At 45.0% G+C, this 12,243-nt stretch carries 11 protein-coding genes; 6 read left to right on the top strand and 5 right to left on the bottom strand.

From position 1 onward, the window contains the following. The first annotated feature begins 10 nt into the window (after positions 1-10). From TRQ2_RS08775 to TRQ2_RS08765, 3 genes are read left to right on the top strand one after another with little or no spacing between them, the layout of a single operon-like run. Positions 11-1,642, top strand: coding sequence for a hypothetical protein (locus TRQ2_RS08775; protein WP_041434374.1), 1,632 nt, complete (start codon positions 11-13; stop codon positions 1,640-1,642). Then, on the top strand, positions 1,639-2,802 hold the full coding sequence (locus tag TRQ2_RS08770; RefSeq protein WP_012311283.1) for a type II secretion system protein GspD: 1,164 nt from the start codon (positions 1,639-1,641) through the stop codon (positions 2,800-2,802). Before TRQ2_RS08775 ends, TRQ2_RS08770 begins: the two co-directional genes overlap by 4 nt. 2 nt (positions 2,803-2,804) lie before the next feature. Then, positions 2,805-3,908 carry a hypothetical protein gene (locus tag TRQ2_RS08765; RefSeq protein WP_041434372.1) on the top strand — a complete coding sequence of 368 codons (1,104 nt, stop codon included), beginning with the start codon at positions 2,805-2,807 and terminating at the stop codon, positions 3,906-3,908. 103 nt (positions 3,909-4,011) lie between these two features. Here TRQ2_RS08765 and TRQ2_RS08760 read toward each other — a convergent pair whose 3' ends face one another. Continuing rightward, the gene (locus tag TRQ2_RS08760; protein WP_012311281.1) at positions 4,012-5,061 is read right to left on the bottom strand and encodes a BTAD domain-containing putative transcriptional regulator; all 1,050 of its coding nucleotides are present in this window, start codon (positions 5,059-5,061) and stop codon (positions 4,012-4,014) included. A gap of 232 nt (positions 5,062-5,293) precedes the next feature. On the opposite strand from TRQ2_RS08760, the gene TRQ2_RS08755 reads away from it, so the two are divergent. From TRQ2_RS08755 to TRQ2_RS08745, 3 genes are read left to right on the top strand one after another with little or no spacing between them, the layout of a single operon-like run. After that, complete coding sequence (locus tag TRQ2_RS08755; protein ID WP_012311280.1) at positions 5,294-6,604, top strand: ABC transporter substrate-binding protein; 1,311 nt, start codon at positions 5,294-5,296, stop codon at positions 6,602-6,604. Positions 6,605-6,649: 45 nt separating this feature from the next. After that, on the top strand, positions 6,650-7,516 hold the full coding sequence (locus TRQ2_RS08750; protein WP_012311279.1) for a carbohydrate ABC transporter permease: 867 nt from the start codon (positions 6,650-6,652) through the stop codon (positions 7,514-7,516). 13 nt (positions 7,517-7,529) lie between these two features. Then, positions 7,530-8,360 (top strand): carbohydrate ABC transporter permease, encoded by an 831-nt coding sequence (locus TRQ2_RS08745; protein ID WP_012311278.1) that lies wholly within the window; start codon positions 7,530-7,532, stop codon positions 8,358-8,360. On the opposite strand, the gene fliD is transcribed toward TRQ2_RS08745, so the two are convergent. The 4 genes from fliD to TRQ2_RS08725 form a co-directional block, all read right to left on the bottom strand. Then, positions 8,361-10,187 (bottom strand): flagellar filament capping protein FliD, encoded by a 1,827-nt coding sequence (fliD, locus tag TRQ2_RS08740; RefSeq protein WP_041434371.1) that lies wholly within the window; start codon positions 10,185-10,187, stop codon positions 8,361-8,363. Positions 10,188-10,192: 5 nt separating this feature from the next. After that, positions 10,193-10,546: a flagellar protein FlaG gene (locus tag TRQ2_RS08735; RefSeq protein ID WP_012311276.1), complete on the bottom strand. Its 354-nt coding sequence runs from the start codon at positions 10,544-10,546 to the stop codon at positions 10,193-10,195. Positions 10,547-10,824: 278 nt separating this feature from the next. Further along, positions 10,825-11,133, bottom strand: a complete 309-nt coding sequence (locus tag TRQ2_RS09975) for a type II secretion system protein (protein WP_238514447.1) — start codon at positions 11,131-11,133, stop codon at positions 10,825-10,827. Next, positions 11,133-12,215, bottom strand: a complete 1,083-nt coding sequence (locus TRQ2_RS08725) for a hypothetical protein (RefSeq protein WP_238514446.1) — start codon at positions 12,213-12,215, stop codon at positions 11,133-11,135. The genes TRQ2_RS09975 and TRQ2_RS08725 overlap by 1 nt, the downstream gene beginning before the upstream one ends. Between the last annotated feature and the right edge of the window lie 28 nt (positions 12,216-12,243).

Below are 12,243 nucleotides of genomic sequence, written 5' to 3'. Positions count from 1 at the left end.
TGGGAGAGTGATGGGGATGAGAAGGATAGTTTTGATGATAGTTGTTTTTGTTAGTGCGGTTTTTTTCGCTCAGGGAATATCTGTTCGAATGGATCCCATCGTGGTGAGCAAAACCGTGAGTCCGGGAACCAGTTTCAGTTACGAGATCTTTCTGGAGAACGACAGTGAGTTCGATCCCGTTACCCTGAAAGCGATGGTCATGGATATAACCGAAACGGTGGATGGAGCGTACGATCTGAGAGAGCCGGGAAGCACGAAGTATTCGATCGCAAGATGGGTTCGGGTTGAACCAGACACCATCACCGTACAGCCGAAAGAAACAAAGACGGTCATCGTGACGGTGAACGTACCAAGGGGTGTCTCTGGAGGACTGTACGGGGCGATCACATTCGAGATTCAGGGACCTCAAACACCGGAGACCCAGAGACCCGCTGAAGAGGGAGCCTACGGTGAAGTCGAGTTCAGGTACAGGATGGCGAGCTTTTTGGAAGTTGTTCTCTCTGGAACAAGACAGAGGGTGGTAGCATTTCCCGCTTACTTCAAGGTGGAAAGGTCCGATGATATACCTTCCATAAGGATGCAGATAGGAGACGGAGCATTGGTTTTCACTCTTGGAGTTTTGAACAAGAGCAACGCTCACATCGTCACGAAGGGTACACTCACGATAAAGACAAAAGAAGGTCGAACAATAGCAAAGATGCCTCTTGGTGCGGGAAGAGGAGTTGTTCTTCCTGACAGCACGGTCAACATGAGAACGATCACAAGAAGATTCTTTCCTCCTGGGGAATACGTCGCGAGGGCCGTTGTCGATTACGGGGGAAGAAGACCTATAGTGGCAGAAACCCCGTTCACGATCACAACCGAAAAGGTGGAAACAAGTGAGAAGGAAGAAGAGACGAATCCCGTGATGATCACAACAGACCCAGTGAATCTCGAAATAAGAGCAGTTCCAGGATCTTACAGGTCCGAGATAGTGAAGGTATCGAATCTCGGAGAGGAGACCCTTCAGGTGAAGGGAAAGATCCTGCCGCTGGCCTATGACCTCCACGGTGATCTCCTCCCAGAGGAAGAAAGAGGCGCACCACCTGACTGGATCAAACTCACACCATCTTCCTTCACCCTGAAGCCCGGTCAATCCAGGAACGTGCGTATCGCAGTGAGAATTCCGAAGGATTTCACAGGAGGATACTACGCCGATGTGCTCTTCAGAACAGGTGGTTCTCTTCAGACGGAAACGGGTGTGAATCTTCTTGTGTTCTCAGGGAAAGACGAAGATATCACCAGAGAGGCGAGTGCAGATATTGTGTACGAGATAAAAGAAGATGGCATCTACGCTGACATCGTTTTCGAAAACACAGGAAACTATCATCTCATGCCCACGGTGACGTTTGGTTTGAACAGGATCACACCTCAGCAGGTAACGAATGAAGGGCTCATAATACCGGAGAAAGTGGAGTCTCTCATCCAGGAGGAAATCAGTTCCACTGCTCCTGTTCTGCCCGGAACGAAGAGAATCTTCAGCATCTTCATACCTGTTGCTCTGGAAGAGGGCGAATACGAGCTACTTGCAAGGTGTGACTACGGAAGAAGCCCAATCGTACTGAAGAAGTCCTTTCACATAGAAGGGAGGAATGGGGAATGAGAAAACTGACCTTCGTCTTTTTCATTTTGACAGCTTTGCTGACAATCGCGCAGGAGGAACCTCTTGTGAGTAACATATTCCAGGACACCTACATTCTGGATGCCCTGGCAGACATCTCCGCACAGACCGGTGTTCCGATCATAGCCGATACCACCGTAACAGGTTTCATCACGATGGAACTGAACGAAGTTCCTCTGGAACAGGCACTGAAGATGATACTCATGCCAGGAGGTTACGTCTACAGGAAAATGGACGGATTTTACTTTGTGGGTTCGCCCGATCCAGCGAACCCCGCTTTCAGATACCTGGTGGAGACAAAAACATACAAGTTGAAGTACATAACAACTGTCGACGCGGAAGAGTTGCTACCACCACTGTACAGAAATTACGTGAAATTCAACGAAAAGAACAACATGATAACCATCACCGCGCCTGAGGAGATCATCCAGGAGTTCGAAAAAGATCTTGAAAAGATAGACATCCCGATACCGCAGGTGAAAATCAGCGTGATCGTCACAGAAGTTTCCAAAGATTACTCGAACGAACTGGGGTTGAACAGTTTAGATTACTCCTTCGGCTCTGGTCAGGAATTCAACGAGAACTGGTCGGCTACTCTCGGTCTGGTAACAGGTCTCATCAACGTTCAGACAGACGTCTTCGGACAGATTCTAGCTCAGTTGAAACTCCTCGAAGAAGATCAAAAGGCGAAGATCACAGCCGATCCCTGGATCATTGTGAAGAGCGGAGAAAAGGCTTCTCTCTTCTTGGGAGAAAGACAGGTTGTTCTCCTTCAGGCTGAAGGAGCGGTGAGCAGGATCGAGTCCATAGACGTTGGGGTGAGCATCGACATTCAGCCACGTGTGATGGACAAAGAGGAACTCGAGCTCACACTCTCACCAAAGGTCAGTCACTTCGCAGGAGAAAAACTCGGAACATTCGCTGTAAAACAGAACGAACTCTCTACAACACTTTTCCTGAAAAACGGACAAACTGTTGTGATCTCCGGTGCCACCATCGAAGACAACGCCCAGACCAACTCCGGAGTGCCCATACTGAACAAGATTCCACTCATAAGATACCTCTTCGGTGGTACGATGAAAAAAGATTCCCAAAAAGAACTCTACATATTCATCAAGGCGGAAATCCAGGGAAGTGAGTGATCATGAAATGGTCGCTGATGATCTTTCTGGTTTTCGCTGTTGCAACGGTGTTCTCGGAACCCATGATCATGTATCAGTTCGTGATGGCAGAGGTGAAAGAAAGCACTGGAACTGGAGTTTCTCTGGAGGAGCTCTATCTCAGTACCGATGAGTCCAACGAGGGTTCGATACACTACTCGAGTGATACGGTAGAGTTGAAGCTTTTTCCACTCTCTATAAAGGCGAAATTTCCCGTGATACGCGATTCCTACAGAATTCTTTCAAAACCCTGGATCCTCACTGTCCTCGGGAAATCGGCCGTTGTACGTGTAGGAAGGGAGGAGATCCTCACAGTAACACAGGGGATGACAACGGTCCAGGAGATGTACCTTTCGATAACACCACAGCAACTGGATAAAAAAAGCGTTCTATCTGATATCGAAATGAAACTGGATGGTGCGCATCTTCGAACAAAACTCTGGATCTCCCAGGAAGATTTCCAGCCGATAGCCTACTCCAAATTCAAAACGGATGAGAAAGAACACAGAATGATCGTTTTCTGCAGGGCTCTCGTTGTAGAAAAACCTCCTGAAGAAAAAGTCTTCGTTGCGGGAAATGTTTCTGGACTTGAGGAGTTCATGGGTAAAGAAGAAGAAAAGCCTGAAGAGAGTTTCATACTGCTTTCCTCTTACCAAGAAGCCAGAATAAGTCTCTGGTTGAACAAAAACATCCATTTTTCCGCTTCTTTTCCCGATGGACTTCTCATAGAAACGAAACTGTTTGGAGAAGAATTGAAACTCGGGGCTATCTACTGGCGGTTCAGATATTTGGGAGTAGGATTTTCAGATCGTACCAGTGTGGGAAACCTTTCACTTTCAGCTGGTGTGTACGCACTCTTCGATCTCACAAAATTCTCCGGAATACTCTGGTGGGGTAGGGGAGATCTGAAACTCAGCAGATTTTCTGTGAGCCTTTCTTTCAGAAGTCATTGGACACTCGAGGAAACGCCGTGGGAGGTGTCTCTAAGTGCAGGGTATGATCTCAGCAAGAATATAACTGTTCTTTTAGGAGCATCATATGACTCTACAAACTACAAGATTTTCGTTGGGGTGAGGTACTCATTTTGATCCTTCTCTATCCCCATTTCTCCCGATACATTCATTAACCACATTTCTTTGAGCGTCGCTGCTTCAAATGCGAGACAGCGGCGCTATTTTTTGATCTGTGTTTTCAGGAAATTTCGTACTGACCTTTCTTCACTCCAACTTTCTCGAGGACGTCTGCTACACGTTTTTCCATTGTTGGACGACGCTGTTCGGGACAGTGGAAGAGAATTCGGATAGTTTCACCTGAGAAGGTCATCACGTCTCCCTTTCGAAGATGAGATGCTACCCTTTGGGAGACATCTTCAGTGCTGATACTCTTATTCATCAGTTTCACCTCGACGAGGACAAAAGACTTTTCTCTCCTTCGACTCTCCAGAAAGAGGAAACTTTCAAAAAGCTTTTCATCAACCACCACTGCCTTGTTACCGTTCAGCATGAATTCTGAGCCTCTTTTGGAGAGAAAATCATCGAATTTCAATCGAGGTTTGATCCCTATCTCCATAAGATGACTCGAGAGCTTGTCGTATACGCGTTTTGCCCTTGTGATATCACCCTTTTTCAGAAGGACCTCTATTGCTTTGTAGTACATATCCTCGTCGTAAGGCTCTCTCTGAAAATAAGCGTTTACCATCTCGAGGGCGGCGTCGTAATCTTTTTTTGCCAGATACAATTTGAAGAGCTCTTTTAAAACATCTGAGTACCACGATTCGTAGATTTCTCTGATTTCCTGCACCCATTCTGCGAAAATGTCTTCGATTAGAAACGGTCCTGCATAAATCTCGAACATCCTCTTAAGAAGTTTTTCATGTTCAATATCCGATGTGGCTTTCATCAGATTTCTGTGGCACTCTTCGAAAATATCTGCGTCTATGGTGATTTTGTCTCCCGGGAAGAAACAGCAGAGATCTCCTTTCACAAAGAGTTCTTCGCTCGTTATTCCGGTGGTTCTCCTTATAATATGGAGTGTGGTGTTCAGATTTGATTTCGCGAATGTGTCGTCCATGTCTTCCCAAAAGAGGTTGTAGATCTCTTCGACGGACACTTCTTCGTTCCTTCTGAAAATGAGATACCTGAACAGGGCAAACGCTTTTTGCGATGGCCAGTCTCTTGCGTTCACGATATCATTGTTCTTGATAACTCTTGTCCCGCCAAAGGTTTTCACGAAAATACTCATAATCCCCTCTCCCGTCTATTTAAAATAATTTGAAATTTTTTTAGAGTTATTTTACTATCATTATATCACAGATAGAGTATTTTTTGTGTTTCTCTACGAAGAAACATATTATTGACATGGCAATCTCTGCGTTGTAAAATACTAAGGCACGGGGGGAGAACTAGAGAAGCAACCCTGGATGGGTTGCTTTTTGTTTTTTCAAAATCAATCCTATTCAAAGGGGGGATATGTTATGAAGAAGTTTTTTGTTCTTCTGATGATTCTTCTCGTAGTTATCAGTTTAGCGAAGGTCAAGATTCAGTTCTGGCACGCCATGGGAGGATGGAGGATCGAACTTCTTCAAAACATGGCGGAGGACTTCATGAAGACCCATCCAGACATTGAAGTAGAAGTTCAGTACACCGGAAGCTACAGAGATACTCTGAACAAACTCGTAGCAGCTGTACAGGGAGGAACCCCTCCACACGTTGTTCAGATATACGAAATTGGCACTCAGTTCATGATTGACAGTGGTATAGCCGTCCCAATTGGTGATTTGATCGAGAAAGATCCCTCCTTCGATGTTGGAAAATTCCTTCCACAGGTTCTGGACTACTACAGAGTGAAGGGGAAACTCTACTCGATGCCGTTCAACTCTTCAAATCCGATTCTCTACTACAACAAAACCCTCTTCAAAGAAGTGGGTCTCGATCCAAACAAACCTCCCAGGACATTCAATGAGTTAATAGAATACTGCAGAAAACTCACGGTTAAAGATGAAAAAGGAAATATCGTTCGTGCTGGCATCACTTGGCCACTCCACAGCTGGTTCTTCGAACAGTTCGTAGCTCTTCAGAATGCTCCTTTAGTTGACAACGAAAATGGAAGAGCGGGAAGAGCAACAAAGGCAGTTTTCAACCACAAAGCGGCGCTCAGGTTCCTCAAACTCTGGAATACACTTACGAAAGAGGGTCTTATGATCAACACAACAAAAGAAGACTGGACAGGAGCAAGACAGCTCTTTATTTCTCAAAAAGTTGCCATGCTTATCACCTCTACCTCTGACGTGAAACTGATGATGGACGCTGCCAAGGAAAACGGATTCGAGCTCGGAACAGCATTCCTTCCGAAACCAGAGGGAGTTGAGCTTGGAGGAACACCAATAGGTGGTGGAAGCTTGTGGATCATAGGAGGCCATCCAGAAGAGGAGATAAAAGCGGCCTGGGAGTTCGTAAAATGGATGGCGGAGCCAGAACAACAGATACGCTGGCACCTTGGAACAGGCTACTTCCCGGTAAGAAAAGACGCAGTAGAGACACTTCTCTACCAGGGTTACTACTCTGAATATCCTCATCATCTCACTGCGCTTTTGCAGCTTCTGCTGTCGGTTCAAACACCGAACACCAGAGGAGCTGTTATAGGACCGTTCCCAGAGGTGAGAGACATAATAGAAACCGCTATTGAAAAAATGATTAATGGAGAAATGACGCCCGAAGAAGCTCTCGCCTGGGCTGAAAAAGAAGCTACAAGGGCCATCAGAGAATACAATGAACTCTATGAGTGAGGGGTGTTCCCCCTCACTCCTTATCATTTTTCTGGGGGGATTAAATTGAAAAGAGTTCTCCCGTACTTGCTCCTTCTTCCAACTTTTGTGATCATTACTCTTTTTATTTACTGGCCTGCTGTTTATTCTTTGAGGTTGAGTTTTTACAGAATTACTCCGTTTGGAAACAGAATGGTGTTTGTTGGTCTTAGAAACTTTCAGAGGTTGTTCCAAAGTCCAGAGTACTTAAACGCCATAAAAGTGACAGTTGTTTACGTTCTTGCCTCTCTCTTTCTGACCATATTTCTTGCATTCTTTATAGCCCTGCTTCTGAATATGAACCTCCCTGGGAACAGAATTTTCAGGGCATTGATTTTCACTCCTTATGCTATTTCTCCAGCGATAGCAGGTGTTCTCTGGTCTTTTCTGCTTAACCCTGTTGTAGGACATGTCAACTACATTCTTTCTAAACTTTTTGGACTGCAGGTGGAGTGGCTTACCACAAAGCCGTACGCACTCATAGCAGTTATAATAGCTACTGTCTGGAAAACACTTCCTTTCGATATTATCTTTTATCTTGCAGGTCTTCAGGATATTCCTCAGGAATTGATAGAGGCCTCTCTTGTAGAAGGAGCCAATTCCTGGGCTAGAACCTGGAAAATCGTCTTTCCGCTTCTTTCACCGATCACTTTCTATCTTGTTATTATGAACCTTGTAAGTTTTATGTTTTCCTCCTTTGCTATCATCGATGTCACCACAAAAGGTGGACCGGGAAACTACACGACCACATTGATATACAGATTGTATCTCGACGCCTTCGCCTTCCAGAAAATAGGACCAGCAGCGGCACAGAGTGTAATTCTCTTTCTGATAATGGCGATCGTTACGATCTTCTATTTCAAATTCGGTGAAAAAAGGGTCCACTATCAATGATGGGGGAGAGAACGTGAGGAGAAAAAGATCCATCACAATCCTCTACGAAATAATTCTTGTAATGGTGACTTTCATAATGGCTCTGCCATTGTTTCTTGCGATAACCATAAGTTTTCAAAAACCTGAGGCTGTATTTTCATACCCTCCGAAGTTTTTTCCAACGAGTTTTTACTGGAAGAATTATGTAGAAGCTTTCAAATATGTTCCGCTGGCAAGACTTTTTTTGAACAGCTTGATTGTTGCATCACTGATAACACTTGGAAAACTTGCCACCGGAGCGCTCGCAGGTTTCGCTTTTTCTCATTTCAATTTCAAGGGTAAAAAGGTCATGTTCGCAGCTTTGTTTGCTACCCTATTCCTTCCCGCAGAAACCGTTATGATTCTCCCTCTGTTTTTGATCATGAAAACTTTCGGCTGGGTCAATACTTACTGGGCTCTGACAATTCCTTTCATGGCAAGCGCAACAAACACCTTTCTCATGAGACAGCATTTTCTCACAATTCCAAGAGAACTCCAAGATGCTGCACTCATAGACGGAGCGAGTTACATGCAATTTTTCTGGAAAGTGCTGATCCCCCTCTCAAAACATATGCTGGCAGGTGCCTCTATAATAAACTTCGTCTATGCCTGGAACATGTATCTCTGGCCTTTGATAGTGAGTATGGAAGACAAAATGAAAACGGTCCAGGTAGGAGTGAAGATGCTCATGCAGGCTGAATCAGCCAACAACTGGGGTGTAATAATGGCGGGTACCGTGGTTGCTCTAGCGCCAACCGTTGTGATGTTTCTCGCTCTTCAGAACCTGTTTGTGAAAAGTCTTGTGAGAAGTGGCATGAAAGGGTAATCACTTGTTGTTACTGCCCTGCAACGCTTGAGAGATCCAGCTTCCCTGGGACTGAAGCTGAGAGATCACTTCCTCCATGGCCGAAAACTTCCTCCAGAGTTCCTGTTCTCTCTTGGAGAGCCTTTCGATCCAGCTCGCTATCTGTGTGGCGAGGAATCTCTGTTCTCTTTCTATTCGACCGCTTATTCCCGCGACCTGATCGATCCTGCCGTTGAATTTCACCAGTTCCCATAGATAATCGTCGAGCTGTGTGGCAAAACCGTTCTCCCCACCGAAGAATTCCCACACCTTGTCTGGATCCTCTTCCACTATCTGCCTCAGTTTCTCCTCATCCACTTCGAGATGACCCTTCATCATGTTCTCGTATCCGGTTCCTATGTCTCCTGTGCTGATCCCAAGTTCCCAGAGGTAGTTTATGTCTCCTTCAACTTTATACGTGATGAATCCTCTGAGACGGGAGAAGATCTCTTCTAACAGATCGTCTCCTTTCAGAACCCCTTTCATCTTCTCTTCTTCTGTCATCTCTTCTTCGGATTTATCGGTTATCGGCTCTTCTGTGAGCTTTTCGTTCAGATAATCCATCGTTTCGTTCCATTTATCCACGAATTCTTTTATCTTTTCAACTATCGCATCCGTGTCGACTCTCACATCAACGGTGATCGTCTCGGATGTCATTCCAGAGATGTGGAAAGTGACACCGTTGTACTCCACGTCATTCGTGTCTGAATACACATCCGCCCAGTTCGTGCCGTCCATACTGATCTGAAGATGAGCCTTCTGACCCACGTAGAGACTGTGATTTTCTATTCCAAGAAGCGAGAACAAACCCGTCCCGTATGTGTCTTCCAGGGTGATGGCCTCGGGACCAGAGGTCTTTGAAATGATCACAACTCTGTTCGCATGGTAATCATAACTGGCGGTAACCCCGGCTTCGCTGTCGTTTATCTTCTCTATAAGAGAAGACAACGTGTCGTTCTGATCCACATCTATCTCCACACCGTTTATCTTCACCTTTCCGCTTATTATGGTCTTTGAAGTGTACGTAGCAATCTGCTGAAGAGTTTTCGCTGTGGAAAGCCCGCTCACAGAGGCGGTGCTGGTGAAAGAATAATTTCCTCCACTGTAGTTCAGACTGGCTTCATCCAGATGAAATACCTTCGTGAAGTTTCCTGTGATGTCAACGAGCGAGAAATTCTTATCGGAAGTGATGCTGATTTTGCCGGTGCTGGTATCGTAGCTGACGCTTCCCGTTATTCCAGCAGAGGAAAGAGCGGTGTTCAACTTATTGACAATATCGTCTATGGTATCTGTGGAGAGAACCTGGACTTCCACGTAGTTTCCCGTTTCGTTGTTGTACAGTCTTACAGTTCCTTCCTGAGGTGTGTACATGTAATCGAGTTCCCCAAACGTCTTCGTTGAATCGGGAGGTGGAACAACTTCACTCGCTCCAGCCAACGTGGTGTAAGTTGCGGTCTGAACGATCTTCACATGGTATACACCCGTGACGGCCACAGAGGAAGCCTCAGCTGAAAGAAGAGAGCTGGAAGAAACGGCTGTTTTCTGGACAACGGTACTCTGGAGTTTGAAACTGTAGACCAGATCTCTGAACTCTCTGAGTTTGGTCTTCACTTCTGTGTAGGCTTCTTGCATGAGCTCGTACTTTTCGTACTTTTCTGTGAGATTCTGAAGCGGCTGGCTTTCTGCTTCGAGAATAGCGTTTATGATGGACTGGGTGTCGAGTCCGCTGACAGCTCCCCCCACCTGGAAACCACCCAGCTGTGAGTAATATCTCATATTTATGGTGCTCGCTATTTTACTCAGGTCCATACCTATCACACCCTTTCGTCTACGAGAATCCCAAGCAGTTCGTTTATACTCTTTGCGATCTTCACCATCACCTCAGGAGGGATTTGTCTTATGATCTCTCCCGTTTCGGTGTCTTTTATCTTCACGATCACCATGTTCAATTCGCCGTCGTACCTGAATTCGGCTTCTCCTCTGAAGATCTTTCTCAGTTTTTCCAGCTTCTTCGAGAATTCTTCTATAGCTCTCTGAACGTCCTCTTCCTGCTGTTTTTTCATCTCAGCGACGGGTGTTGATCCGTTCTCTTTCACATGTAGTTCCCTTCTTGTTATTTCTCTATGAAGCACCTCGTTTCCTTTCCCATCCGTGGGATCGATCCTCATCGTGGATCCCTCCGTTTGATTTTCTCCATAATTTTATATCGACTCGAAATTGAAAATTTTAGTACTCTATGAGGAGATACTGCCCTTCAGAATCTGACCCTGAAGATCTATGGGAATTCATGAGTGGCACGGAAAAGCTGACTTTGGTTTGGCTCTCAAATGGTGTTAGAAAACTGATATGAAAAACAACGATCTTTCTTGGTTTGTCTTTGACAGAAAAGGTTTTCACGGTGAATGTTGCATCGGAAATGTTATCAAAGAGATATGTTTTTCCCCCATCAAAACACTCGAGGATCAGTGTTTTTCCTTCCCTGTACAGAACACACTGATTGTTGTTCAGTGATGGGTAAGTGTCCACTGCTGTGGCATCCGATGCGAACAGAAGCCGGTTTGTGATCCTGCTTTTCATCGTATTCAAAAGGTAGGAATATTCTCCAAAGTCTTTCACGATATTCAGAGTTCTTAAAGTCTTTCACGATATTCAGAGTTCTTATGGAGTACATCGAAACGATGAAAAATGTCCCCAGAACAATCATCAAAACGATGAAGGAAACAAGTATTTCGACCAGCGTATAACCGCTTTTCATCAGTCTTTCCCCCATTTGATGATTTCAAAATCAGTACTGGATCCTTCGGAAACTTCTATAGGAACGGATTGGGGTTCTACGAATTCCACATTGTTCGACAAACTTACATCACGGGCCACAACGGATCCTGTGAAACGCGCATTGTTACTGAAAGTTACCTTTGCCCTGGGTGCGTAAATGTACAGGTTTTCCATGACGGAATTGTTGGAGAATGAAATCTCAACATTATCTTTATCAGATACGATGAAAACTTTTCCACCATCTGGTGTCTTCAACTCTGCGTTGTTTGAAAAGGTAACTTTTTGATCCACATAGATAACAAAGTTTCCTTTTCCTCTAACCTCGATTATTCCATTATTATCGACATATAACTCTCCTACTCTCAAAATAACATCGCCGTTCGATGTATTGACAGTTAATTTACCACCTTTTTGAACTTTTACAGCACTGTATCCGTGGGTGCCTGATGTGAGAGTTTGTTCTCTATCCTCGAGAACCAGTTCTCCGCTTGGTGGAGGAAGATCATCTGGAATCTCAGGTGGAGGAAAGTCGGGAGGATTAGAAAAAGTGATGTCATCCTGGTTTGCAAAAATTTGACCAGATATTGTTCCGGAATTCTCTACATTTCCACCCGCATAAACGTCTCCATACAATATTGGGTTGTTATTCAAAGCAACATTCCCTTTTACCTTCACAATGGAAGGTTTATCAGGACTTCCAATACAGGAATTGTTAGACATGGTGAGGTTCGAGTTCTGAACCTCTACGTTTCCAGTTATTGTTGCATTGTTAGAAAGTTCAAGTTCGGCCTTCTCGACGATCAAATTACCTTCGAGAACGAAGTTGTTTGGAACAGAGAGCTTGTTTTCCCCTCTATACAGAACATTCCCGTGAATTTTTGCATTATTAGAAAGATTCAGATTTCCAAGAGCGACCACTGCGTAAGAAAAAAGAGCGCTTCTTTTTCTGAAAACGATCGCTTGAGTGTCGGTGAACCCATCCAATACGGAGGTGCAGGTTAGCTTGTACTCGTCTCCTTCTTTAGAGAGCACAAGCTTTACTGTCCCGGGAAACTCCTTCAACTCCGCTTGAAATTCACCGAGATACGAC

The organism is Thermotoga sp. RQ2 (genome assembly GCF_000019625.1).
Taxonomy (GTDB): Bacteria; Thermotogota; Thermotogae; order Thermotogales; family Thermotogaceae; genus Thermotoga; species Thermotoga maritima.
Note: the sequence above shows the minus strand (reverse complement) of the source record. Positions and strands in the feature narration are given on the sequence as shown.